The sequence below is a fragment of the Halomonas rhizosphaerae genome, from assembly GCF_030012485.1.
GTDB classification, from domain to species: domain Bacteria; phylum Pseudomonadota; class Gammaproteobacteria; order Pseudomonadales; family Halomonadaceae; genus Halomonas; species Halomonas rhizosphaerae.
In genome coordinates, this window is record NZ_JASCQQ010000037.1 from 121,767 (window position 1) to 147,330 (window position 25,564).

The 25,564-nt window shown below is 64.0% G+C and carries 21 protein-coding genes, 4 tRNA genes, 2 rRNA genes and 1 pseudogene; all 28 read right to left on the minus strand.

The features are described from left to right. Positions 1–12: 12 nt before the first annotated feature. Positions 13–711 carry a 30S ribosomal protein S3 gene (gene rpsC / locus QLQ86_RS17305; RefSeq protein WP_089714404.1) on the minus strand — a complete coding sequence of 233 codons (699 nt, stop codon included), beginning with the start codon at positions 709–711 and terminating at the stop codon, positions 13–15. A gap of 11 nt (positions 712–722) precedes the next feature. Beyond that, positions 723–1,055 carry a 50S ribosomal protein L22 gene (gene rplV, locus QLQ86_RS17310; protein WP_040183132.1) on the minus strand — a complete coding sequence of 111 codons (333 nt, stop codon included), beginning with the start codon at positions 1,053–1,055 and terminating at the stop codon, positions 723–725. Between the two features lie 18 nt (positions 1,056–1,073). Next, positions 1,074–1,349: a 30S ribosomal protein S19 gene (rpsS, locus tag QLQ86_RS17315; RefSeq protein WP_089714455.1), complete on the minus strand. Its 276-nt coding sequence runs from the start codon at positions 1,347–1,349 to the stop codon at positions 1,074–1,076. Between the two features lie 33 nt (positions 1,350–1,382). After that, positions 1,383–2,213 (minus strand): 50S ribosomal protein L2, encoded by an 831-nt coding sequence (gene rplB / locus QLQ86_RS17320; protein WP_106232377.1) that lies wholly within the window; start codon positions 2,211–2,213, stop codon positions 1,383–1,385. 17 nt (positions 2,214–2,230) lie between these two features. Continuing rightward, positions 2,231–2,527, minus strand: coding sequence for a 50S ribosomal protein L23 (gene rplW / locus QLQ86_RS17325; RefSeq protein WP_089714412.1), 297 nt, complete (start codon positions 2,525–2,527; stop codon positions 2,231–2,233). Then, positions 2,524–3,132, minus strand: coding sequence for a 50S ribosomal protein L4 (gene rplD / locus QLQ86_RS17330; protein ID WP_106232376.1), 609 nt, complete (start codon positions 3,130–3,132; stop codon positions 2,524–2,526). The genes rplW and rplD overlap by 4 nt, the downstream gene beginning before the upstream one ends. A gap of 14 nt (positions 3,133–3,146) precedes the next feature. Beyond that, positions 3,147–3,785, minus strand: a complete 639-nt coding sequence (gene rplC, locus QLQ86_RS17335) for a 50S ribosomal protein L3 (RefSeq protein ID WP_106232375.1) — start codon at positions 3,783–3,785, stop codon at positions 3,147–3,149. A gap of 164 nt (positions 3,786–3,949) precedes the next feature. Further along, positions 3,950–4,261, minus strand: a complete 312-nt coding sequence (rpsJ, locus tag QLQ86_RS17340; protein ID WP_021819602.1) for a 30S ribosomal protein S10 — start codon at positions 4,259–4,261, stop codon at positions 3,950–3,952. A gap of 163 nt (positions 4,262–4,424) precedes the next feature. Next, positions 4,425–5,618 carry an elongation factor Tu gene (gene tuf / locus QLQ86_RS17345; protein ID WP_282734486.1) on the minus strand — a complete coding sequence of 398 codons (1,194 nt, stop codon included), beginning with the start codon at positions 5,616–5,618 and terminating at the stop codon, positions 4,425–4,427. Positions 5,619–5,647: 29 nt separating this feature from the next. Continuing rightward, complete coding sequence (gene fusA, locus QLQ86_RS17350) at positions 5,648–7,768, minus strand: elongation factor G (RefSeq protein ID WP_282734487.1); 2,121 nt, start codon at positions 7,766–7,768, stop codon at positions 5,648–5,650. A 30-nt stretch (positions 7,769–7,798) separates the two neighbouring features. After that, a complete protein-coding gene (rpsG, locus tag QLQ86_RS17355; RefSeq protein ID WP_040183143.1) occupies positions 7,799–8,269 on the minus strand; it encodes a 30S ribosomal protein S7 in 471 nt (156 codons plus the stop codon). A 119-nt stretch (positions 8,270–8,388) separates the two neighbouring features. Then, positions 8,389–8,763, minus strand: coding sequence for a 30S ribosomal protein S12 (gene rpsL / locus QLQ86_RS17360; RefSeq protein WP_071943783.1), 375 nt, complete (start codon positions 8,761–8,763; stop codon positions 8,389–8,391). A 151-nt stretch (positions 8,764–8,914) separates the two neighbouring features. After that, positions 8,915–13,132: a DNA-directed RNA polymerase subunit beta' gene (rpoC, locus tag QLQ86_RS17365; protein WP_282817798.1), complete on the minus strand. Its 4,218-nt coding sequence runs from the start codon at positions 13,130–13,132 to the stop codon at positions 8,915–8,917. Between the two features lie 87 nt (positions 13,133–13,219). Further along, complete coding sequence (gene rpoB, locus QLQ86_RS17370) at positions 13,220–17,299, minus strand: DNA-directed RNA polymerase subunit beta (protein WP_282734489.1); 4,080 nt, start codon at positions 17,297–17,299, stop codon at positions 13,220–13,222. 233 nt (positions 17,300–17,532) lie between these two features. Continuing rightward, positions 17,533–17,904 (minus strand): 50S ribosomal protein L7/L12, encoded by a 372-nt coding sequence (rplL, locus tag QLQ86_RS17375; RefSeq protein ID WP_282734490.1) that lies wholly within the window; start codon positions 17,902–17,904, stop codon positions 17,533–17,535. Positions 17,905–17,994: 90 nt separating this feature from the next. Continuing rightward, a complete protein-coding gene (gene rplJ / locus QLQ86_RS17380; RefSeq protein ID WP_071943769.1) occupies positions 17,995–18,498 on the minus strand; it encodes a 50S ribosomal protein L10 in 504 nt (167 codons plus the stop codon). Positions 18,499–18,826: 328 nt separating this feature from the next. Continuing rightward, a pseudogene (gene rplA, locus QLQ86_RS17385) lies at positions 18,827–19,450 on the minus strand (50S ribosomal protein L1); the annotation flags it as partial. 2 nt (positions 19,451–19,452) lie between these two features. Next, positions 19,453–19,884, minus strand: coding sequence for a 50S ribosomal protein L11 (gene rplK / locus QLQ86_RS17390; protein WP_282734491.1), 432 nt, complete (start codon positions 19,882–19,884; stop codon positions 19,453–19,455). 92 nt (positions 19,885–19,976) lie between these two features. Continuing rightward, the gene (gene nusG / locus QLQ86_RS17395; protein WP_040183153.1) at positions 19,977–20,510 is read right to left on the minus strand and encodes a transcription termination/antitermination protein NusG; all 534 of its coding nucleotides are present in this window, start codon (positions 20,508–20,510) and stop codon (positions 19,977–19,979) included. 8 nt (positions 20,511–20,518) lie between these two features. After that, a complete protein-coding gene (gene secE, locus QLQ86_RS17400; RefSeq protein WP_133636922.1) occupies positions 20,519–20,887 on the minus strand; it encodes a preprotein translocase subunit SecE in 369 nt (122 codons plus the stop codon). A gap of 72 nt (positions 20,888–20,959) precedes the next feature. After that, positions 20,960–21,035: transfer RNA gene (locus QLQ86_RS17405), tRNA-Trp, on the minus strand. Between the two features lie 151 nt (positions 21,036–21,186). Next, positions 21,187–21,261 (minus strand) — tRNA-Thr (locus QLQ86_RS17410). Positions 21,262–21,290: 29 nt separating this feature from the next. Further along, a tRNA-Gly gene (locus tag QLQ86_RS17415) sits at positions 21,291–21,364 on the minus strand. Positions 21,365–21,413: 49 nt separating this feature from the next. After that, positions 21,414–21,497, minus strand: a tRNA-Tyr gene (locus tag QLQ86_RS17420). 116 nt (positions 21,498–21,613) lie between these two features. Continuing rightward, positions 21,614–22,453 carry a type III pantothenate kinase gene (locus QLQ86_RS17425; protein ID WP_282734492.1) on the minus strand — a complete coding sequence of 280 codons (840 nt, stop codon included), beginning with the start codon at positions 22,451–22,453 and terminating at the stop codon, positions 21,614–21,616. Continuing rightward, positions 22,450–23,433 carry a biotin--[acetyl-CoA-carboxylase] ligase gene (locus QLQ86_RS17430; protein WP_282817799.1) on the minus strand — a complete coding sequence of 328 codons (984 nt, stop codon included), beginning with the start codon at positions 23,431–23,433 and terminating at the stop codon, positions 22,450–22,452. Before QLQ86_RS17430 ends, QLQ86_RS17425 begins: the two co-directional genes overlap by 4 nt. 241 nt (positions 23,434–23,674) lie before the next feature. Continuing rightward, a 5S ribosomal RNA gene (rrf, locus tag QLQ86_RS17435) occupies positions 23,675–23,790 on the minus strand. Between the two features lie 82 nt (positions 23,791–23,872). Continuing rightward, positions 23,873–25,564, minus strand: a 23S ribosomal RNA gene (locus tag QLQ86_RS17440); the annotation flags it as partial.

Below are 25,564 nucleotides of genomic sequence, written 5' to 3' on the forward strand. Positions count from 1 at the left end.
CTCGCTCTCCCCTTACCTGGAACCTTTCTTCTTGGAGGGCGCGGCCTGCGGCTGTTTCGCCTTGGCGCGGACCTCCTCGATGCCCCCGAGGATTTCACCCTTGAAGACCCAGACCTTGACACCGATGATGCCGTAGGTGGTCTTGGCCTCGTAGGTGGCGTAGTCGATGTCCGCGCGCAGGGTATGCAGCGGGACGCGACCTTCCCGGTACCATTCGGTACGGGCGATTTCCGCGCCGCCGAGGCGACCGGAAAGCATCACCTTGATACCGCCGGCGCCCAGGCGCATGGCGTTCTGCACGGACCGCTTCATGGCGCGACGGAACATCACGCGACGCTCGAGCTGCCCGGCGATGTTCTGCGCGACGAGCTTGGCATCGAGTTCCGGCTTGCGGACTTCCTCGATGTTGACGTGCACAGGCACGCCCATCATCGCGGTGACGTCGCGACGCAGACGATCGACGTCTTCGCCCTTCTTGCCGATCACGATGCCCGGACGGGCAGTGTGAATGGTGATGCGGGCGTTGTTGGCCGGGCGCTCGATGGTGATGCGACTCACGGACGCATTCTTCAGGCGCTCTTCCAGGAAGCGACGCACTTCGAGGTCGCTGTTCAGCTTGTCGGCATAGGCGCCGCGCTCGGCATACCACACCGAGGTATGGTCCTTGACGATACCCAGGCGAATGCCTGTTGGATTGACTTTCTGACCCATCTGGTCGACTCCTACTTCTCGGCTACCTTGACGGTGATGTGGCAAGTGCGCTTCAGGATGCGATCCGCACGGCCCTTGGCGCGCGGACGGATGCGCTTGAGCGTCATGCCCTCATCGACGCAGATGGTCGAGACACGCAGCTCGTCGATATCCATGCCGTCGTTTTCTTCCGCATTCGCGATGGCGGACTGCAGCACCTTCTTGACCAGCTTCGCGGCCTTCTTCGGGGAGAAGGTCAGCAGGTCGAGCGCCTCGGCGACAGGTTTACCGCGCACCTGGTCAGCCACCAAACGGGCCTTCTGGGCGGATAAACGAGCGCCACGCAGCTTTGCTGTGACTTCCATCTCTCAATCCTCTCTGGCTTACCGTTTGGCTTTCTTGTCCGCCACATGACCGCGGTAGAGGCGGGTAGCAGCGAATTCGCCCAGCTTGTGGCCAACCATTTCCTCGGAGACGTGCACCGGGACGTGTTGGCGACCGTTATGGACTGCAATGGTGAGCCCGACCATGTTGGGCAGGATCATCGAACGACGCGACCAGGTCTTGATCGGTTTGCGGTCGCTCTTCTCCACTGCAGTCTCAACCTTCTTCAGCAGATGAAGGTCAATAAAGGGACCTTTCTTCAGTGAACGTGGCACAGCCGTTACCTCTTGATGTCTTGGCGTTGGATCTTATTTCCGGGCCTTGCGGCGACGGATGATCAGCTTGTCGGTGCGCTTGTTCTTGCGGGTCTTGTGGCCCTTGGTGGGGATGCCCCACGGAGACACCGGGTGACGCCCGCCGCTGCTGCGGCCTTCGCCGCCGCCGTGCGGGTGATCCACCGGGTTCATGGCCACGCCGCGAACGGTCGGGCGCACCCCTCTCCAGCGCTTCGCACCGGCCTTGCCAAGCTGACGCAGGCTGTGCTCGGAGTTGCTCACTTCCCCCAGGGTCGCGCGGCATTCGGCCAGCACCTTGCGCATCTCGCCGGAGCGCAGACGCAGGGTGGCGTAGTTGCCTTCACGGGCGACCAGCTGGGCGCTGGTGCCGGCACTGCGTGCAAGCTGGGCGCCCTTGCCGGGCTTGAGCTCGATGCAGTGCACGGTGGAACCCAGCGGGATATTGCGCAGCGGCAACGCGTTGCCCTTCTTGATGGGCGCGTTGACACCGGACTCGAGACGGTCGCCGGCGCTCACGCCCTTGGGCGCGATGATGTAGCGACGCTCGCCGTCGAGGTACTTGAGCAGGGCAATGTGTGCGCTGCGGTTCGGGTCATGCTCCAGGCGCTCGACGGTGGCCGGAATGCCATCCTTGGTGCGCTTGAAGTCGATGATCCGGTAGTGATGACGGTGACCACCGCCCACGTGGCGGGTGGTGATGCGACCGTAGTTGTTACGGCCACCGGACTTGGACTGCTTCTCGAGCAACGGCGCGTAGGCGCGGCCCTTGTACAGCTCCTCACCAACAATCTTGACGACGTGGCGACGACCGGCGGATGTGGGTTTAGTCTTGACGATTGCCATGATCCGTACTCCTGCCCTTATTCGGCGCCAGAGAAGTCTTCAAGGGTTTCGCCGGCGGCCAGTGTCACGTACGCCTTGCGATAACCCTTGCGGTGACCCAGACCCTGCGCGGTGCGCTTGGTCTTGCCCTTCATGTTCAGCACCTGAACACGGTCGACCTTCTTGCCGAACAGCTCCTGGACGGCAGCCTTGATCTCGGGCTTGGTCGCGTCGCTTGCCACCTTGAACACGTACTGGTTGCGCTCGGCGGCCATGGCGGCCTTCTCGGTCACGTGCGGACCGAGCAGAACCTTGAATACACGCTCCTGGTTCATGCCAGCTTCTCCTCGAATTTACGCAGAGCGGAGACGGTGACCAGCACCTTGTCGAAGGCGACCAGGCTCACCGGATCAGCGGCGGCGACGTCCACCACATCCACGTTCGGGATGTTGCGGGCGGCGAGGTACAGATTCTCGTCGACTTCCTCGGTGACGATCAGCACCTTCTCCAGGCCCAGCTCCTCGAGCTTGGCAACCAGCTGCTTGGTCTTCGGGGCCTCGACGGCGAAGCCATCGACGGCCACCAGGCGTTCCTGGCGGACCAGCTCGGAGAGAATCGAGCGCATGGCCGCGCGGTACATCTTGCGGTTGACCTTCTGGGAATGGTCCTGCGGACGAGCCGCGAAGGTCACGCCGCCGCTGCGCCAGATCGGCGAGCGGATGGTACCGGCACGGGCACGACCGGTGCCCTTCTGGCGCCACGGCTTCTTGCCGCCGCCGCGCACGTCGGAACGGTTCTTCTGGGCGCGAGTGCCCTGGCGACCACCGGCCAGATAGGCGGTGACGACCTGGTGCACGAGAGCCTCGTTGAATTCTTTGCCAAAGGTGGCATCGGATACTTCGACAGTACCGGCGCCTGCACCTGCAAGATTCAGATTCATCGGTAAGTTCCCCTTCAGCCTGCTTTGACGGCGCTGCGCACGATGACATCACTGCCGGTGGCACCGGGTACGGCACCCTTGATCAGCAGCAGGTTGCGTTCGGCGTCGACACGGACGACTTCCAGGCTCTGCACGGTGCAGCGAACATTGCCCATCTGGCCGGCCATCTTCTTGCCCTTGAACACGCGGCCCGGTGTCTGGCACATGCCGATGGAACCCGGCGCGCGATGCGACAGGGAGTTACCGTGGCTGTTGTCCTGGGTGCGGAAGTTCCAGCGCTTGACGGCGCCCTGGAAACCCTTGCCCTTGGAGGTGCCGGTCACGTCGATCATCTGACCAGCTTCGAAGAGGGATACGGTGAGTTCGCCGCCCACTTCCGGAGCCTCGTCACCTTCTGCAAGGCGGAACTCCATCAGCGAACGACCGGCCTCGACACCTGCCTTGGCGAACTGCCCGGCCTGGGCTTTCGACAGATGCTTGGCCTTGCGGGAGCCGGTTGTCACCTGAACCGCGGCGTAGCCGTCGGACTCGACGGACTTCACGCGTGTCACGCGGTTGGGCTCAACCTCGATCACGGTCACGGGCACGGATGCGCCATCTTCGGTGAAGACACGGGTCATACCGGCCTTCCTACCGACTAAACCGATAGTCATTCTCAGTCTCCTTTAGTGTACGGGGCTGTCACCCGCTATGGCTGCCCTTTCCAGAGCATTCCACTAGCACGTTGTATGACGCCATCCCGGCGTGGCGGCTGCTGCGTGGCGCTGCCTTCTTGGTGGACAGACCAGGCGCTGGGCCGCGAGTGTCTAGTGTGGTGTCAGTCGAGCTTGATCTGCACGTCCACGCCGGCGGCGAGGTCGAGCTTCATCAGGGCATCAACGGTCTTTTCGGTGGGCTCGACGATATCGAGCACCCGCTTGTGGGTACGAATCTCGTACTGGTCGCGCGCGTCCTTGTTGACGTGCGGAGAGATCAGCACGGTGTAACGCTCGCGATTGGTCGGCAGAGGAATCGGACCACGGACCTGGGCGCCGGTACGCTTGGCGGTTTCTACGATCTCCGCGGCGGACTGGTCGATCAGGCGATGGTCGAAGGCCTTCAACCGAATGCGAATCTTCTGGTTCTGCATTTGCCCTAACTCCAATGGATTCTGACGGCGCGAGCCGTCAACCCACGCATTCAAAGGATGCGCATTATAGGCACGCCGGCGACGAGAGTCAAACACTCGCGTCCGGTGCGCAGAAAGGGGGCTCCTGTCGGAGCCCCCTTCGATCGGTCAAGCAGCGGGACGCTTACTCGATGATCTTGGCCACGACGCCGGCGCCGACGGTACGGCCACCTTCACGGATGGCGAAGCGCAGGCCGTCATCCATGGCGATCGGGGCGATCAGGGTGACAACCATCTTGACGTTGTCGCCCGGCATGACCATCTCGACGCCTTCCGGCAGCTCACAGGTACCGGTGATGTCGGTGGTACGGAAGTAGAACTGCGGACGGTAGCCCTTGAAGAACGGGGTGTGACGACCACCCTCGTCCTTGGACAGCACGTACACCTCGGCCTCGAACTTGGTGTGCGGGGTGATGGTGCCCGGCTTGGCCAGGACCTGGCCACGCTCGACGTCGTCACGCTTGGTGCCACGCAGCAGGGCGCCGACGTTCTCACCGGCACGACCCTCGTCCAGCAGCTTGCGGAACATCTCGACGCCGGTCACGACGGTCTTGACGGTGTCCTTGATACCGACGATCTCGACTTCCTCGCCGGCCTTGACCACGCCACGCTCGACGCGGCCGGTGACCACGGTGCCACGACCGGAGATGGAGAACACGTCCTCGATCGGCATCAGGAACGGCTGATCGATGGCACGCTCCGGCTCCGGGATGTAGTCGTCCAGGGCCTTGATCAGGTTGGCAACGGCGGTGGTACCCATGCCGTTGTCGTCCTTGCCTTCCAGGGCCATCAGGGCGGAACCGGTGATGATCGGGGTGTCGTCACCCGGGAAGTCGTACTCGTCGAGGAGCTCACGGACTTCCATCTCGACCAGCTCGAGCAGCTCCTCGTCGTCGACCATGTCGGCCTTGTTCAGGAACACGACGATGTACGGCACGCCGACCTGGCGAGACAGCAGGATATGCTCGCGGGTCTGCGGCATGGGGCCATCGGCGGCGGACACGACCAGGATAGCGCCGTCCATCTGGGCGGCACCGGTGATCATGTTCTTGACGTAGTCGGCGTGCCCCGGGCAGTCCACGTGCGCGTAGTGACGCGCCTCGGACTGGTACTCGACGTGAGAGGTGGCGATGGTGATACCACGCTCACGCTCTTCCGGCGCATTGTCGATGGCGTCGAACTCGCTCCAGTCACCACCGAACACCTCGGCGGAAACGCGAGTCAGGGCCGCAGTCAGCGTGGTCTTGCCGTGGTCGACGTGACCGATGGTACCGACGTTGACGTGCGGTTTGGAACGTTCAAATTTTTCCTTAGCCACTGCTATAACCTCTTTACGTTAGCTAACGGTTAACCGTTCTGGTTGATGACGGCTTCAACGACGCTGGACGGCGCCTCTTCGTAGTCCGCAAACTCCATCACGTAGCTTGCGCGGCCCTGGGTCTGAGAGCGCAGATCGGTCGCGTAACCGAACATCTCAGCCAGAGGTACCGTGGCGCGGATGATCTTGCCCATGGAGGAGTCATCCATGCCCTGGACGAGACCCCGACGGCGGTTCAGGTCGCCCATGACGTCACCCATGAACTCTTCGGGGGTCACGACCTCGACCTTCATCACCGGCTCGAGGAGCACGGCCTTGGCCTTCTTGGCACCTTCCTTGACCGCCATGGAAGAGGCAACCTTGAACGCGGTCTCGTTAGAGTCCACGTCATGGTAGGAACCGTCGAACAGCGTGACCTTGACGTCAATCATCGGGTAGCCCGCGATGACACCGTTCTGCAGCTGCTCGTAGGCCCCTTTCTCGACGGCCGGCACGTATTCCTTGGGAACCACGCCGCCAACGATCTCCGAGGCGAACTTGAAGTGCATGTCCTCGTCTTCGCCCTTGTCCTCTGCGGTGAGCGGCTCGATGCGCAGGTGCACATGACCGTACTGGCCGCGACCGCCGGACTGGCGAACGAACTTGCCTTCCTGCTCGACCTTGGCGCGGATGGTCTCGCGATAGGCCACCTGCGGCTTGCCGATGTTGGCGTCGACCTTGAACTCGCGACGCATGCGGTCGACGAGGATGTCGAGGTGAAGCTCACCCATGCCGGAGATGATGGTCTGGCCGGTCTCCTCATCGGTGCGGACCTGGAAGGAGGGATCCTCCTGGGCCAGCTTGCCCAGTGCCACGCCCATCTTCTCCTGGTCGGCCTTGGACTTGGGCTCCACGGCCACGGAGATCACCGGATCAGGGAACTCCATGCGCTCGAGCACAATCTTGTCGTTCAGGTCGCACAGGGTATCACCGGTGGTGACGTCCTTCAGGCCGATGCAGGCGGCGATGTCGCCGGCCAGCACTTCCTTGATCTCCTCGCGGGAGTTGGCGTGCATCTGGACGATACGGCCGACGCGCTCCTTCTTCTCCTTGACGGAGTTGTAGACGCTGTCGCCCGACTTCAGCACGCCCGAATAGACGCGGATGAAGGTCAGAGTACCGACGAAGGGGTCGGTGGCGATCTTGAAGGCCAGCGCGGAGAAGGGGGCGCTGTCGTCCGCCTCACGGGTGGCGATGGTACCGTCCTTGTCGTCCAGCTCACCCTCGATGGCCTTGACCTCGGTGGGTGACGGCATGTACTCGATGACGCCATCCAGCACGGCCTGAACGCCCTTATTCTTGAAGGCGGAGCCGCAGGTGACCAGCACGATCTCGTTGTCCAGGGTACGGCGCCGCAGGCCGGCCTTGATCTCCTCGATGGTGAGCTCGCCCTCCTCGAGGTACTTGTCCATCAGCTCCTCGGAGGCCTCGGCTGCCGCCTCGACCATCTCCTCACGGTACTTCTCGGCGGTCTCCTGGAGCTCGGCGGGGATATCCACCAGCTCGTAGTTCATGCCGAGGCTGTCCTCGTCCCAGAGGATCGCCTTCATCCTGATCAGGTCGACGACACCCTTGAACTCTTCCTCGGTGCCCCAGTTGATCTGGATCGGTACGGCGTTGGCACCCAGCTTCTGCTTGAGCTGATCGACGACCATGAAGAAGTCGGCGCCGGTACGGTCCATCTTGTTGACGAACACCATGCGCGGCACTTCGTACTTGTTGGCCTGGCGCCAGACGGTCTCGGTCTGGGGCTGAACGCCGGACGAACCGCACAGCACCACCACGGCACCGTCGAGCACGCGCAGCGAACGCTCCACCTCGATGGTGAAGTCGACGTGTCCGGGGGTGTCGATGATGTTGATGCGATGCTCATCGAACTGCTTGTCCATGCCCTGCCAGAAGCAGGTGGTCGCCGCGGAGGTGATGGTGATGCCACGCTCCTGCTCCTGCTCCATCCAGTCCATGGTGGCAGCGCCGTCATGGACCTCGCCGACCTTGTGGGAGAGGCCGGTGTAGAACAGGACGCGCTCGGTCGTGGTGGTCTTGCCGGCATCGACGTGCGCCACGATGCCGATGTTGCGATAGCGCTTTAGTGGAGTCTTGCGAGCCACGGTGGAACTCCCCTGTGGTTGGCGATGCGTTTAGAAGCGGTAGTGAGAGAAGGCCTTGTTGGCCTCTGCCATGCGATGCACGTCTTCCCGCTTCTTGACGGCCGAGCCCTTGCCTTCGGCGGCATCGAGCATCTCGCCGGCGAGGCGCAGCACCATGGTCTTCTCGCCACGGCGACGGGCCGCATCGACCAGCCAGCGCATGGCCAGCGCATGACGGCGCGAGGGGCGAACTTCCACGGGCACCTGATAGGTCGCGCCGCCGACGCGGCGTGACTTGACCTCGACCATGGGCTGGATGGCTTCCAGCGCCTTGTCGAAGATCTCCAGCGGCTCTTCCTTGCTACGCTCGGCAACCCTGTCCAGCGCACCATAGACGATACGCTCAGCTACGGACTTCTTGCCGCCGATCATCAGGTGGTTCATGAACTTCGCCAGGCGCTCGCTTCCGAACTTGGGATCCGGCAGGATCTCGCGCTTGGCCGCAACTCTTCTTCTAGGCATGATAAGCCCTCATCAAAGGATCCTTCAGGTAAACCCGAGACTCCTGCCGACGGCAGCGCTCGACCTTACTCTTATCAGACCGTGGTCAAAATGGGGTGACTGCTGCGTACCGCGGCCGGTCAGACCTTCGGACGCTTGGTGCCGTACTTGGAACGGCCCTGCTTGCGGTTCTGCACGCCGGAGGTGTCCAGGGCGCCACGCACGGTGTGATAGCGCACACCGGGAAGGTCCTTGACGCGGCCGCCGCGGATCAGGACCACGGAGTGCTCCTGGAGGTTGTGGCCTTCACCGCCGATGTACGAGGAGACCTCGTAGCCGTTGGTCAGGCGAACACGGCACACCTTGCGCAGTGCGGAGTTCGGCTTCTTCGGGGTGGTGGTGTAGACGCGGGTGCAGACGCCGCGCTTCTGCGGGCAGGCCTGCAGCGCAGGCACGTCGCTCTTGGCGGCCTGGCGCTTGCGCGGCTTGCGCACGAGCTGATTGATCGTTGCCATGGTGTGTAGCTGACTCCAATGGGTTGCCTTGCCTTGTCCAGCGGGTGCGGGCGCACCCGCCCCACTGTTAAAGGCTGCGCATTCTAATGGCTGACACGGCGCGTCGTCAAGCACTGCGCCTCCTGGGAGGCGCAGTGCCGAGACACGGGCGTCAGATCTCGTCGTCGTCCGAGTCCAGTGCGGTGAGCTGGGCGCCCAGCTCCTGCTCGACGTCGTAGGCCGACGGGTGGAGCAGTCGCTCGGCGTCTTCACGCTTGCGGCGACGCTCCGCGTGGTGGGTCAGGCCGGTACCGGCCGGGATCAGGCGTCCCACCACCACGTTCTCCTTCAGGCCGCGCAGGTAGTCGCGCTTGCCGGTCACCGCCGCCTCGGTCAGCACCCGCGTGGTCTCCTGGAAGGAGGCCGCGGAGATGAACGACTCGGTGGCCAGGCTGGCCTTGGTGATCCCCAGCAGCAGCCGCTGGTACTTGGCCGGGAACTTCTCCTCCTTCTCCAGGCGCGCGTTCTGCTCGAGCACGCGGACCAGCTCGGCCTGGTCGCCCGGGATGAAGTCGCTGTCGCCGGCGTCTGTGATCTCTACCTTGCGCAGCATCTGACGCACGATCACCTCGATGTGCTTGTCGTTGATGCCCACGCCCTGCAGGCGATAGACGTCCTGCACCTCGGTGGTGATGTACTTGGCCAGCTCGGCGATGCCCAGCAGACGCAGGATGTCGTGCGGGTTGCTCGGGCCGTCCGAGATCACCTCGCCCTTCTCGACCGACTCGCCCTCGAAGACCGCGATCTGGCGCCACTTCGGGATCAGCATCTCGAAGGGATCGCCGTCTTCCGGGGTGATGGTCAGGCGCCGCTTGCCCTTGGTCTCCTTGCCGAAGCTGATCACGCCGCTGATCTCGGCGAGGATCGCCGGCTCCTTCGGCTTGCGCGCCTCGAACAGATCGGCGACGCGCGGCAGACCCCCGGTGATGTCCTTGTTGCCGGTGGCTTCCACCGGGATACGGGCCACCACCTCGCCGACGCCGATCGTCGAGCCGTTGTCGACGGTGATGATCGCCTTGCCGGGCAGCGGGTACTGCACCGGCGTGTCGGAGCCGGAGACGGTGACCGGCTTGCCGGCGGCATCGGTCAGCATGATCATCGGGCGCTTGTCGCGGCCCGCCATGGGCCGCGCGGCCGACTCGATCACCTCGATGGAGGAGAGACCGGTCATCTCGTCCACGCTGCGGTGCATGGTGACGCCCTCGTCGAGATCACGGTACTGCACCTGTCCCTCGGCCTCGGCGATGATCGGGTGGGTGTGCGGGTCCCACTTGGCCACGGCCTGGCCGGCCTCGACGCTGTCGCCGTTGCGTACGTCCAGCTCGGCCCCGTAGGGCAGCTTGTAGTACTCGCGCTCGCGGCCGTGATCGTCGGCCACCGCCAGGGCACTGGAGCGCGAGACCACCACCAGCTTCCCGTCGCCGCGCTCGACGTGCTTGATGTTGTGCAGGCGCACCTTGCCGCCGTGCTTGACCTGGACGCTGTCCACCGCGGAGGCCCGGGAGGCCGCCCCGCCGATGTGGAAGGTCCGCATGGTCAGCTGGGTGCCCGGCTCGCCGATGGACTGGGCGGCGATGACGCCCACGGACTCGCCGATGTTCACCTGGTGGCCACGCGCCAGGTCACGGCCGTAACAGGCCGAGCAGACGCCATGCGGTGTCTCGCAGGTGATGGTCGAGCGCACCACGATCTCGTCGACGCCCATGGTGTCGAGCTCGGCACACCACTTCTCGTCGAGCAGGGTACCGCGCGGGATCAGCACCTCGTCGCTGGCCGGGTCGATGACGTCCTGGGCGACCACGCGACCCAGCACGCGCTGGGCCAGGGAGACGATGATGTCGCCGCCCTCGATGACCGGGTGCAGCGTCAGGCCGCGCTCGGTGCCGCAGTCGGGCTCGGTGATCACCATGTCCTGGGCCACGTCGACCAGGCGACGGGTCAGGTAACCGGAGTTGGCGGTCTTGAGTGCCGTGTCCGCCAGGCCCTTCCGCGCGCCGTGGGTCGAGATGAAGTACTGGAGAACGTTCAGGCCCTCGCGGAAGTTGGCGACGATCGGAGTCTCGATGATCGAGCCGTCCGGCTTGGCCATCAGGCCGCGCATGCCCGCCAGCTGGCGGATCTGGGCGGCACTACCCCGGGCACCGGAGTCGGCCATGATGAAGACGCTGTTGAAAGAGTCCTGCTCGACCTCCTTCCCGTCGCGGTCCACCACGGTCTCCTTGGAGATCCCGGCCATCATCGCCTTGGCGACCTGGTCGTTGGCCCGGGCCCAGATATCGATGACCTTGTTGTACTTCTCGCCGGCGGTGACGAGGCCGGAGGAAAACTGGTCCTCGATCTCCTTCACCTCGTCCTCGGCGGCTTCGACGATCTCGGCCTTGGCGTCCGGGATGACGAAGTCGTTGACGCCGATGGAGGCGCCGGACCAGGTGGCCAGGCGGAAGCCGGTGTACATCAGCTGGTCGGCGAAGATCACCGTCGGCTTGAGGCCGGCGCGGCGATAGACCTCGTTGATCAGCTTCGAGATGGCCTTCTTCTTCATCGGCTGGTCGACCAGCTCGAAGGGCACGCCCTCGGGCAGGATGCGGAACAGCAGCGCGCGGCCCACGGTGGTGTCGTAGATGCGGCGATGGTGGCTCGTCTCGCCGGTCTCCTCGTCGATGTCCACCTCGTCGAGGCGCACCTTGACGCGGGCATGCATCGACACGCTCTGGGTGCCGAAGGCGCGCTCCACCTCGTCGAGGCCGGAGAACACCATGCCCTCGCCCTTGTCGTTGATGCGCTCGCGGGTCATGTAGTACAGGCCCAGCACCACGTCCTGGGACGGCACGATGATCGGCTCGCCGTTGGCCGGTGACAGCACGTTGTTGGTGGCCATCATCAGCGCGCGGGCCTCGAGCTGGGCTTCCAGGGTCAGCGGCACGTGCACCGCCATCTGGTCACCGTCGAAGTCGGCGTTGTAGGCGGCACACACCAGCGGGTGCAGCTGGATCGCCTTGCCCTCGATCAGCAGCGGCTCGAAGGCCTGGATGCCGAGGCGGTGCAGGGTCGGGGCGCGGTTGAGCAGGACCGGGTGCTCGCGGATGACGTCGGCGAGGATGTCCCACACCTCGGGCAGCTCGCGCTCGACCATCTTCTTGGCCGCCTTGATGGTGGAGGCATAGCCCAGCGACTGCAGCTTGGAGTAGATGAACGGCTTGAACAGCTCCAGCGCCATCTTCTTCGGCAGGCCGCACTGGTGCAGGCGCAGGGTCGGGCCCACGGTGATCACCGAGCGGCCGGAGTAGTCGACGCGCTTGCCCAGCAGGTTCTGACGGAAGCGACCCTGCTTGCCCTTGATCATGTCGGCCAGGGACTTCAGCGGGCGCTTGTTGGAGCCGGTGATGGCGCGGCCGCGGCGGCCGTTGTCGAGCAGGGCGTCCACCGACTCCTGCAGCATGCGCTTCTCGTTGCGCACGATGATGTCGGGCGCATTGAGGTCGAGCAGCCGCTTGAGGCGGTTGTTGCGGTTGATCACGCGACGGTAGAGGTCGTTGAGGTCCGAGGTCGCGAAGCGGCCACCGTCCAGCGGCACCAGCGGGCGCAGGTCCGGCGGCAGTACCGGCAGCACCTCCATGACCATCCACGCCGGGTCGTTGCCGGAGCCCTGGAAGGCTTCCAGCAGCTTGAGGCGCTTGGAGAGCTTCTTGATCTTGGTCTCGGAGTTGGTCTGCGGGATCTCCTCGCGCAGGCGGTCGATCTCCTCGCCCAGGTCGATGTCCTTGAGCAGTGCCTGGACGGCCTCGGCGCCCATGCGGGCGTCGAAATCGTCGCCGAACTCCTCGAGGGCCTCGAAGTACTGCTCGTCGTTGAGCAACTGGCCGCGCTCGAGGGTGGTCATGCCCGGGTCGATGACCATGAAGCTCTCGAAATAGAGCACGCGCTCGATGTCGCGCAGGGTCATGTCCAGGAACATGCCGATGCGCGACGGCAGCGACTTGAGGAACCAGATATGGGCGACCGGGCTTGCCAGCTCGATGTGACCCATGCGCTCGCGACGCACCGCCGCCTTGGTGACCTCGACGCCGCACTTCTCGCAGATGATGCCGCGGTGCTTCATGCGCTTGTACTTGCCGCACAGGCACTCGTAGTCCTTCACCGGGCCGAAGATCTTGGCACAGAACAGGCCGTCACGCTCCGGCTTGAAGGTGCGGTAGTTGATGGTCTCCGGCTTCTTGACCTCGCCGTAGGACCAGGAGCGAATCATGTCCGGCGACGCCAGCGTGATCTTGATCGCGTCGAACTCGTCGGACTGAGACTGCGATTTGAGGACTTTCACCAAATCTTTCATGGGGTCGGCTCCGTTGCGGAGTTGTCATGGGCGGGGGCCTTGCCGCCCCCGCGGACCGTCATTCTGTGAAGCGCAGGCGGTGCAGCCTCAGCTTTCCAGTTCGATATCGATGCCCAGCGAGCGGATTTCCTTCACCAGCACGTTGAAGGATTCCGGCATGCCCGCCTGCATGGTGTGGTCGCCGTCCACGATGCTCTTGTACATCTTGGTGCGCCCCTCCACGTCGTCGGACTTGACGGTGAGCATCTCCTGGAGCGTGTAGGCCGCGCCGTAGGCCTCCAGGGCCCAGACCTCCATCTCGCCGAAGCGCTGGCCACCGAACTGCGCCTTGCCGCCCAGCGGTTGCTGGGTGACCAGCGAGTAGGAGCCGGTGGAGCGCGCATGCATCTTGTCATCCACCAGGTGGTTGAGCTTGAGCATGTACATGTAGCCCACGGTCACCGGCCGGTCGAAGGCATCGCCGGTACGGCCGTCGTAGAGGGCCATCTGGCCCGAATCCGGCAGGTCGGCGAGGCGCAGCAGGTGCTTGATCTCGTGCTCCTGGGCGCCGTCGAACACCGGCGTGGACATCGGCACGCCGCCCTTGAGGTTCTTCGCCAGGGCGATCACCTCCTCGTCGGAGAGCGAGTCGATGTCCTCGACGCGGGTCCCCTGGGTGGTGTTGTAGACCTGTCCCAGGAAGTCGCGGATCTCGGCCACCTGCTGCTCACGGGCATCGCGCAGCAGCCCCTCGATCTTGACCCCGAGGCCACGTGCCGCCATGCCCAGGTGGGTCTCGAGGATCTGGCCCACGTTCATCCGCGAGGGGACGCCCAGCGGGTTGAGCACCACGTCGATGGGCTCGCCGTTGTCATCGAAGGGCATGTCCTCGATGGGCATGATCGCCGAGATGACGCCCTTGTTGCCGTGGCGGCCGGCCATCTTGTCGCCCGGCTGCAGGCGGCGCTTGATCGCCAGGTAGACCTTGACGATCTTCAGCACGCCCGGCGCCAGGTCGTCGCCCTGGGTGAGCTTGCGCTTCTTGTCCTCGAAGCGCTCGTCCATCTCCTTGCGACGGCTCTCCAGCTGCTCGTCGGCCTGGGCCAGCAGTTCATTGAAGGTCTCGTCCTGCAGACGCAGCTTGAACCACTGCTGGCGCGGCAGCTCCTCGAGGTAGCTGTCGGAGAGCACGTCGCCCTTCTTCAGCTTGGGCCCGCCGTTGACGACCTGGCCGGAGAGGGTGCGCTTGAGGCGCTCGAAGGTGGCATCCTCGGCGATGCGGTAGGTCTCCTGCAGGTCCTTGCGCACCTCGTCGAGCTGCATCTGCTCGATGGAGAGCGCCCGGGAGTCCTTCTCCACGCCGTCACGGGTGAACACCTGGACGTCTATGACGGTGCCCTTCATGCCGGTCGGGGCACGCAGCGAGGTGTCCTTTACGTCGGACGCCTTCTCGCCGAAGATGGCACGCAGCAACTTCTCTTCCGGGGTCAGCTGGGTCTCGCCCTTGGGCGTCACCTTGCCCACCAGGATGTCACCGGCGCCGACCTCGGCGCCGATGTAGACCACCCCGGCCTCGTCCAGCTTGCCCAGCGCCGACTCGCCGACGTTGGGGATGTCGGAGGTGATCTCCTCCGGCCCCAGCTTGGTGTCACGGGAGACGCAGGTCAGCTCCTGGATGTGGATGGTGGTGAAGCGATCTTCCTGGACCGCCCGCTCGGAGAGCAGGATGGAGTCCTCGAAGTTGTAGCCGTTCCACGGCATGAAGGCGATGCGCATGTTCTGGCCCAGCGCCAGGTCGCCCATGTCGACGGAGGGACCGTCGGCCAGGATGTCGCCGCGGCGCACCTGGTCACCGGGGCGCACGATGGGCCGCTGGTTCATGCAGGTGTTCTGGTTGGAGCGCAGGTACTTGGTCAGGTTGTAGATATCGACGCCGGCCTCGCCGCCGATGATCTCGTCCTCGCTGACCCGCACCACGATGCGCTTGGCGTCGACCGAGTCGATCACCCCGCCGCGGCGGGCCACCTCGCAGACGCCGGAGTCGCGTGCCACGAAGCGCTCCATGCCGGTACCCACCAGCGGCTTGTCGGCACGCAGGGTCGGCACGGCCTGGCGCTGCATGTTCGCCCCCATCAGGGCGCGGTTGGCGTCGTCGTGCTCGAGGAAGGGGATCAGCGCCGCGGCCACGGATACCACCTGGCGCGGCGACACGTCCATCAGGGTGACCTGCTCGGGACGCATGAAGGTGGTCTCGCCGCGGTGGCGGACCTGCACCAGGTCGTCGACCAGCTTGTTCGACTCGTCCACGGTGGCGGAGGCCTGGGCGATGACGAAGTCGCCCTCCTCGATGGCCGAGAGGTGCACCACGTCGTCGGTCACCTGGGCATCCACGACCTTGCGATACGGCGTCTCGAGGAAGCCGTAGCTGTTGGTGTGGCTGTAGGTGGCCAGGGAGTTGATCAGGCCGATGTTCGGGCCTTCCGGCGTCTCGATGGGACACAGGCGACCGTAGTGGGTGGCGTGGACGTCACGCACCTCGAAGCCGGCCCGCTCGCGGGTCAGGCCGCCCGGGCCGAGCGCCGAGACGCGACGCTTGTGGGTGACCTCGGAGAGCGGGTTGTTCTGGTCCATGAACTGCGAGAGCTGGCTGGAACCGAAGAACTCCTTGACCGCCGCCGCCACGGGCTTGGCATTGATCAGGTCCTGGGGCATCAGGCCTTCGCTCTCGGCCATGGAGAGGCGTTCCTTGACCGCGCGCTCGACGCGCACCAGGCCCACGCGGAACTGGTTCTCGGCCATCTCGCCGACGCAGCGGATGCGGCGGTTGCCCAGATGGTCGATATCGTCGACATCACCGAAGCCGTTGCGGATCGCGATCATCTCGCGCAGCACGTCGAGGATGTCCTGCTGGTCGAGGACGCCGGAGCCGGTGTCGCTGTCGCGACGCAGCCGGCGGTTGAACTTCATGCGACCCACGCCCGACAGGTCGTAGCGGTCCTCGCTGAAGAACAGGTTGTTGAACAGCGTCTCGGCGGCCTCCTTGGTGGGCGGCTCGCCGGGGCGCATCATGCGGTAGATCTCGACCAGCGCCTCGAGGCGGGACCCGGTGGTGTCCAGCTTGAGGGTGTCGGAGATGAAGGGGCCACAGTCGAGGTCGTTGGTGTAGAGCGTCTCGAGGGTGGTGATGCCCGCCTGGCCGATCTTCTCCAGCAGCTCGGGCGTGATCTCGGTATTGCAGGGGCAGATCAGCTCGCCGGTGTTCGGGTCGACCTGATCCTTGGCCAGGGTCTTGCCGAACAGGTAGTCCATCGGCACGTCGAGGCGCTCGAGACCGGCCTTTTCCAGCTGGCGGATGTGCTTCTGGGTGATCCGGCGACCTTCCTCGACGATGACGTTGCCGTCGCCGTCCTTGATGTCGAAGGTGGCGGTCTCGCCGCGCAGGCGCGAGGGCACCAGCTCCACGGAGAAGCCGGACTTCTCGATGTGGAAGGTGCTGAGCTCGAAGAAGTTATCGAGGATCTCCTCGGCGCTCATGCCCAAGGCGCGCAGCAGCACCGTGGCCGGCAGCTTGCGGCGACGGTCGATGCGCACAAAGACGCTGTCCTTGGGATCGAACTCGAAGTCGAGCCAGGAGCCGCGGTAGGGGATCACCCGTGCGGAATAGAGCAGCTTGCCGGAGGAGTGGCTCTTGCCCTTGTCGTGGTCGAAGAACACGCCGGGCGAGCGGTGCAGCTGGGAAACGATGACGCGCTCGGTACCGTTGATGACGAAGGTACCGTTCTCGGTCATCAGGGGGATCTCCCCCATGTAGACTTCCTGCTCCTTGATGTCCTTGATCGCCTTGTTGGACGAGTCCTTGTCGTAGATGATCAGGCGGACCTTGACGCGCAGGGGAGCCGAATAGGTGACGCCACGCAGCTGGCACTCCTTGACGTCGAAGGCCGGAGTGCCGAAACGGTAGCTGACATACTCCAGGGCAGCGTTGCCGGAGAAGCTCGCGATCGGGAAGACCGACTTGAAGGCGGCGTGCAGGCCGATTTCCAGGCGTTCTTCGGGTGAGCGATCCTGCTGGAGAAACTCGTAGTAGGAATCAAGCTGGATGGCCAGCAGGTAGGGCACATCCATCACTTGGGGCAGTTTGCCGAAATCCTTGCGGATGCGTTTTTTCTCAGTGTATGAGTAAGCCATCTGTATTCCCCAGCTTGTTCACCATGGGTGACCGATGCGTGTCGGCGTCACCCGACGGGTACGGCTCCGTCAGGCGCTGACGGCAAGCCTCCACCAGGAGGCTCGCCGTCGGAATTCTCGGCTAGCGGTGGCCCGAGGGCGACCGGCTAGTGACAACAGAAAAAGGCCGGCAGCGGGTGTCCCGCCACCAGCCGTGGAAGCTTACGCAGCGCGTGAAGCCATGGGCACAAGGGTTACTTGAGCTCCACGCTCGCGCCGGCGTCTTCCAGCTTCTTCTTTGCTGCTTCGGCGTCGTCCTTGGACAGGCCTTCCTTGATGGTCGCCGGTGCGCCGTCGACGGCACCCTTGGCTTCCTTGAGGCCCAGGCCGGTGATCTCGCGGACCGCCTTGATCACGTTGACCTTCTTGTCGCCGGCGCCGGTCAGCACCACGTCGAACTCGGTCTGCTCTTCCTCGGCAGCGGCTTCACCGCCACCCGGGCCGGCCACGACGGCAGCGGCAGCAGAGACACCGAACTTCTCTTCCATGGCCTCGATCAGCTCGGCCACTTCCATGACGGACATGTCGGCGACGGCGTTGATGATGTCTTCTTTGGTCAGTGCCATTGTCTAGATTCCTAACTTTGCGGGAGCCTCGGCATCGCGATGGCTCGGGGATTCAATGTTCGATTCGGGCTGCGCGCAAGAGTTCGCCGATCAGGCGGCCTCTTCCTGCTTCTGGTCACGCAGCGCCGCGAGGGTACGGACCAGCTTGCCGGCAGAAGCTTCCTTCATGACGGACATCAGCTTGGCGATCGCCTCATCGTAGGTCGGCAGGGTTGCCAGACGGTCGATGTCGCTTGCCGGGATCAGCTCACCTTCGTAGGCCAGCGCCTTGACCTCGAACTCCTTCTGACCCTTGGCGAACTCCTTGAACAGACGGGCGGCGGCGCCCGGGTGCTCATAGGAGAAAGCCAGCATGGTCGGACCGGAGAAGGTCTCGTCCAGAATCTCCCAGGGAGTTCCGGACAGGGCGCGGCGTGCCAGAGTGTTGCGGACAACACGAATCTGCACGCCATTCTCGCGGGCCTGCTTGCGCAGGTCGGTCATCGCGCTGACCGCGACGCCACGAGAGTCGGCAACTACGACGGAGAGCGCATCCTTGGCCGCTTCACTGACCTCGGCAACGATTGCCTTCTTGCCTTCGAGTGCTAGTGGCACAGTGATCACTCCTTCGTGCCGGAACCTCGCGAGAGGATTCCGGTGGTTACCATCTCTCCCGACCGGAGGTCGGGAGTCCTGGGTGATGGTGCTCACCAGATACCTGGCGGCCACACCATCTGCGCAGGCCTCCCCGGGGGAAGATTAAGCCGCGCTCGCAAGAGACGCGGCACCTGCGGTCTTTGACGATGCCCCGCCGGCGAGGATAGCCCGGCACGGGGACCGCAAAGTTCCTGCAATCGTCTCGATCGCCGCCCGATCAGGCCAGGGCGGAATGATCGATGGTCAGCCCCGGGCCCATGGTGGTGGACAGGGTGACCTTCTTGAGATAGATGCCCTTGGAGGTGCTCGGCTTGAGCTTCTTCAGGTCGGCGACCAGCGCCTCCAGGTTGCCCTGGATGGCAGAGGCATCGAAGTCGACCTTGCCAAGGGTGGTATGGATGATGCCGTTCTTGTCGGTGCGGAAGCGTACCTGGCCGGCCTTGGCGTTCTTGACGGCAGTGGCCACGTCAGGGGTCACGGTTCCGACCTTGGGGTTCGGCATCAGGCCGCGCGGACCGAGGATCTGGCCCAGCTGGCCGACGACGCGCATGGCGTCCGGCGAGGCGATGACCACGTCGAAGTCCAGCTGACCCTTCTTGACCTGCTCGGCCAGGTCGTCCATGCCGACGATGTCGGCACCGGCTTCCTTGGCGGCATCGACGTTGGCACCCTGGGTGAAGACCGCGACACGCACGTCCTTGCCGGTACCGTTGGGCATGACGGTGGCGCCACGCACGACCTGGTCGGACTTACGCGGGTCGACGCCCAGGTTGATGGCGACGTCCAGGGACTCCTTGAACTTGACGGTGGACAGCTCGGAGAGCAGGGCCACGGCCTCGTCGAGGGAGTAGGTCCGGTTGGCGTCGACCTTCTCGCGAATCTGCTGTGCACGCTTGGTAAGCTTGGCCATGATCAGAGACCCTCCACGTTCAGGCCCATGCTGCGGGCACTACCGGCAATGGTACGCACCGCGGCGTCGAGATCGGCAGCCGTCAGGTCGGGCTCCTTGGTCTTGGCGATCTCCTCGAGCTGCTCGCGGGTCACGGTGCCGACCTTGGTCTTGTTCGGCTCGCCGGAGCCGGACTTGATGCCGGCCGCCTTCTTCAGCAGGACCGCGGCAGGCGGGGTCTTGGTGATGAAGGTGAAGCTGCGGTCGGAGTAGACGGTGATGACCACGGGGGTCGGCAGGCCCGGCTCGATCTCCTGGGTCGCGGCGTTGAACGCCTTGCAGAACTCCATGATGTTGACGCCGTGCTGGCCCAGCGCGGGGCCCACGGGGGGACTCGGGTTGGCCTTGCCAGCTGCGACCTGCAGCTTGATGTAAGCCTGTACTTTCTTGGCCATGATGGACTCCAGTTGGGTAGTAGCGCCTTGCGGCTCCCCGGGTTACACAACCACCCGCGGGTGGTTGTCACGAAACAGACAGGGCCGGAAGGCTATTCCTTCTCGACCTGGGCAAACTCCAGCTCGACGGGCGTGGAGCGGCCGAAGATCAGCACGCTGACCTGCACACGGCTCTTGTCGTAGTTGACCTCCTCGACGACCCCGTTGAAGTCGGCGAAGGGTCCGTCGATGACGCGCACAGACTGGCCCGGCTCGAAGAGCGTCTTGGGCTTCGGCTTGTCGGTGCCGTCCTTGACTCGGCTGAGGATGGCATCCGCCTCCTTGCGGGTGATCGGGGCCGGCTTCTCCTTGGTGCCGCCGATGAACCCCATGACGCGAGGGGTCTCGTTGACCAGGTGCCAGGTCTCGTCATCCATCTCCATCTCGACCAGCACGTAGCCGGGATAGAACTTGCGCTCGCTCTTGCGACGCTTGCCGTCACGCACCTCGACGACCTCTTCGGTCGGCACCAGGATCTCGCCGAAGCGATCCTCCATGCCGTGCATCTTCACGCGCTCGATGAGCGAGCGCATGACATGCTTCTCGAAGCCGGAGTAGGCGTGGACGACATACCAACGCTTGGACATGAAAACTCCTAACCGATGACGCCGGACATCGCCCAGCCAAGAAGGGTGTCGATCAGCCAGAGCATCAAGCCGACCACCAGCACGGCCACCAGCACGATGGCGGTGGTCTGCACGGTCTCGGGCCGGGTCGGCCAGACGACACGCTGGATTTCCTTCTTCGCACTCCTGGCGAGCTCGACCAGATCACGACCCTTGGTCGTGGTCAGCGCCACCAGTGCCGCCGCCACGCTGAGCACGACGACACCGAGCACACGATAGAGAAGCGCCTGGTCGGCGAAATAGGTATTGCCGACCACGGCAAGGACCAGCAGAGTGACGACAACCGCCCACTTGAGCCCGTCGTGGCGCGACTCCTGCACCTCGGCGTTATGCTTCATGAAAACGAGACTCCTCAGGGTGCGGCAATCGAAACATGAAAGTATATGAGATCTCGCCAGCCTGGGGAAGACTGGCAGGCCAGGAGGGAATCGAACCCCCAACCTGCGGTTTTGGAGACCGCTGCTCTGCCAATTGAGCTACTGGCCTGTATCTGCTTCCGCGACCGCCCTTTGCAGGCGACCTGTACGACAGCGGGCGCCATGATAGCGAAAGCCGCTCTCTCTGGCAACCCCTCCCCCGCACAACATCAGCACGGGGAAGAAAAAGAAAAGGCGAGCCGGGGCTCGCCTTCTCGATATGGAGCTCATGGACGGATTTGAACCGTCGACCTCACCCTTACCAAGGGTGTGCTCTACCCCTGAGCTACATGAGCGCAACCTTGTGGCATCACATCCTGATACCTGGAGCGGGCAGCGGGGATCGAACCCGCATCATCAGCTTGGAAGGCTGAGGTTCTACCATTGAACTATGCCCGCCGACCCACTCTTGCTTGCCACCACACGACGCATCGGGTGCGGCTGAACCTGGTGGAGGGGGAAGGATTCGAACCTTCGAAGCTTTCGCGGCAGATTTACAGTCTGCTCCCTTTGGCCACTCGGGAACCCCTCCAGCTGGCGATGCATTCTACCGCGTCTGTTCTCGGTGTCAAGTGCCTGTTTTCTTTGGCTCTTGATCGAACGCGACGGGACTGCCGTGCACGCCTCTCCGGAACGCGGCGCATTGTGTCAAAGGAGCATGGAGAATGCAAGCGCGGCGCGTATCTTTTCCAGCGCCACCGGCGAGGGCACGCGGGGCGCCCCGGACAGGCGCCCCGCCCGCTCGGCCGCAGTCAGCGGGAAGCAGGCCTCGAGCCCACCGTAGACCATGTCCGGCCAGACTGCATGGGGCACCTGGATGCCACGTGACACCACCCGGGCATCCCCGCCGGTCAGCATCATCGGCAGCGCCACCCCCTGCTGGTCACACACCTCGCTGTAGATGCGGTTGACCGCGCTCACCGCCGCCATGTAGATACCATGGTTGACCGCCTCGACGGTGCGCCTGCCAGGCTCCAGCAGCTCTTCGGCCTCGCTGTCCGGGTCGATCGCCACGTTGCGGGTGCCGAGCTTCAGGCTCTCCTTCATCAGCCGCAGCCCGGGCAGGATGTAGCCGCCCAGGTGACGCCCGCCGGGCAGCACGAAGTCGACGGTGATGGCGCTGCCGCAGTCCACGGCGCAGCAGCCACCGGCGAGCTGGTAGCCCGCCAGTGCTCCCATCCAGCGGTCGACCCCCAGCCGGCCGGGCTCCTCGTAGCCATTGGTGACCCCCAGGGCCTCGGCCGTCGAGCGCGCCACATGGACGGTACCGACCCGACGGCGCAGCAGCGACACCGTCTCCTCCAGTACCGCCCTGCGCGCCACGCTGGAGATGCGCACCGCCTCGACCACGTCGAGGTCCGGGATATCCGCGCCCGGGCGCCACTCCTCCCGTGTCCAGACCGCCCCGCGGGAACGGATCTCGCTGCTGTCGGCATCCTTGAGCCGCCACTTGGACAGGGTGTTGCCGATATCGAGGTCCAGGATCATGCGCGTCTCCGCACGCTGATCTCGCCGCCGGCCAGCCGCACCGGCCGCCCCTCCTGCTGCACCCAGAGATTGCCGGCCTCGTCCACATCCCCGGCGGTGGCCGACTCCCGGACTCCCCGCTGCAGGATCTCCACCTCGCAGCCGGCGAAGGCGTGTCGGGCGTTCCAGTCGTCACGCCAGGCGGAGAACCCCTGCTGCTCGAAGCCCGCCAGCAGGGGCAGCAGCTCGTCCAGCAGCTCGACGGCCAGGACATTGCGTGAGAGCCCCGGCGCCTGGTCATGGACCGCCGCGACGGCCTGGTCGATGCCCCCTCGGAACGCCGCCGGCAAGTCGACATTGATGCCCATGCCCACCACCACCTCGCACGGGCCCGCGGCATCACCACTGATCTCCATCAGGATGCCCGCCAGCTTGCCGAGCGCCCCGTCGTCACCCTCCAGCAGCACGTCATTGGGCCACTTGAGGCGAGGCCTGACGCCATGGCGCTCGAGTACCCTGGCAAGGGCCACGCCCAGCGCCAGGCTCAGCCCCTCCAGCGACGCCACTCCCGCCTCGACCCGCCAGCCGATCGAGAGCATCAGGGTGCGCCCCCAGGGGGTCACCCAGGCGCGCCCTCGGCGTCCGCGCCCCTCGCTCTGCTGCTCCACCAGGCAGACCTCACCGTGCCCTGCCCCCTGGGAGAAACGCTCACGCAGGAAGGCGTTGCTGGACGGCAGGCTCTCTTCCACGAACAGCCGCGTCAGGTGGTGACGCGCCTCTCGCGAGAGGCCGGCCACGATGGCGCCTCCATCCAGCAACTCGAGGCGCTCGACCAGTCGATACCCCTGACCCTTGACCGCCTCCATGGGAATGCCCAGGGACTCCAGCTTGCGCAACTGCTTCCATACTGCTGCCCGCGACACGCCCAGCCGTTCACCCAGCTGTTCGCCGGAGTGGAACTCGCCATCGCTCAGCAGTCGGATCAGGTCACCGATGGTCATGCTCATGCCCCTGACGGGAAATGTGACATTCTAGCGGATGCGGCCAGCCCCCGGAAACGCCAGCGACCAAAGTGGGTAAGCGGCATCGACCTTCAGACATGAAAAAACCCCGTGCTCTTTCGAACACGGGGTCTTCTCGGAATAGGTGCCTGACGATGACTTGGCCGGCACTCCGGGACTCTCCATGGGGAGGCCCCGAAACGACGAAACCCCGACCAATGGCCGGGGTTTCTGAATAGGTGCCTGACGATGACCTACTCTCGCATGGGGAGGCCCCACACTACCATCGGCGCTGAGCGGTTTCACTGCTGAGTTCGGCATGGGATCAGGTGGTTCCCGCACGCTATGGTCGTCAGGCGAAAAACGGTGAATCATGCTGGCGAGAACGTCTCGTCGTATCCGGCTGTCGGTCGCCATCGGCAGACCGCTTGGGTGTTATATGGTCAAGCCTCACGGGCCATTAGTACCGGTTAGCTCAACGCCTTGCAGCGCTTCCACACCCGGCCTATCAACCAGCTGGTCTCGCTGGGCCCTTCAGGAGGCTCGAGGCCTCGGGGATGTCTCATCTTGAAGGGGGCTTCCCGCTTAGATGCTTTCAGCGGTTATCCCGTCCGCACATAGCTACCCGGCAATGCCACTGGCGTGACAACCGGAACACCAGAGGTGCGTCCACTCCGGTCCTCTCGTACTAGGAGCAGCACTTCTCAAACATCCAACGCCCACGGCAGATAGGGACCGAACTGTCTCACGACGTTCTAAACCCAGCTCGCGTACCACTTTAAATGGCGAACAGCCATACCCTTGGGACCGACTTCAGCCCCAGGATGTGATGAGCCGACATCGAGGTGCCAAACACCGCCGTCGATGTGAACTCTTGGGCGGTATCAGCCTGTTATCCCCGGAGTACCTTTTATCCGTTGAGCGATGGCCCTTCCATACAGAACCACCGGATCACTAGAACCTACTTTCGTACCTGCTCGACGTGTCTGTCTCGCAGTTAAGCACCCTTATGCTCTTGCACTCAATGCACGATTTCCAACCGTGCTGAGGGTACCTTCGTGCTCCTCCGTTACGCTTTGGGAGGAGACCGCCCCAGTCAAACTACCCACCACACACGGTCCTCGATCCGGATCACGGACCTGAGTTAGAACGCCAATGATGCCAGGCTGGTATTTCAAGGTTGGCTCCACCCGAACTGGCGTCCGGGTTTCCAAGCCTCCCAGCTATCCTACACAAGCAACATCAGCGTCCAGTGTGAAGCTATAGTAAAGGTTCACGGGGTCTTTCCGTCTAGCCGCGGGTACACAGCATCTTCACTGCGATTTCAATTTCACTGAGTCTCGGGTGGAGACAGCGTGGCCATCATTACGCCATTCGTGCAGGTCGGAACTTACCCGACAAGGAATTTCGCTACCTTAGGACCGTTATAGTTACGGCCGCCGTTTACCGGGGCTTCGATCAGGAGCTTCGCGTGAGCTAACACCATCACTTAACCTTCCGGCACCGGGCAGGCGTCACACCCTATACGTCCGCTTGCGCGTTTGCAGAGTGCTGTGTTTTTAATAAACAGTTGCAGCCACCTGGTATCTTCGACCGGTTCAGGCTCGGGGAGCAAGTCCCGTCACCCTATGCCGGCGTGCCTTCTCCCGAAGTTACGGCACCATTTTGCCTAGTTCCTTCACCCGAGTTCTCTCAAGCGCCTGGGTATTCTCTACCTGACCACCTGTGTCGGTTTGGGGTACGGTCCCACTGTATCTGAAGCTTAGAGGCTTTTCCTGGAAGCGTGGCATCGATGACTTCCTGACCGTGGTCAGTTCGTCTCGTCTCTCGGCCTTGGGGAACCGGATTTGCCTGACTCCCCAGCCTACTGACTTTCACCAGGACAACCAACGCCTGGCTCACCTAGCCTTCTTCGTCCCCCCATCGCAATACAGTGAGGTACGGGAATATTGACCCGTTTCCCATCGACTACGCCTTTCGGCCTCGCCTTAGGGGCCGACTCACTCTGCTCCGATTAGCGTCGAACAGAAACCCTTGGTCTTCCGGCGGGGGAGTTTTTCACTCCCCTTGTCGTTACTCATGTCAGCATTCGCACTCGTGATACCTCCAGCAGACCTCTCGATCCACCTTC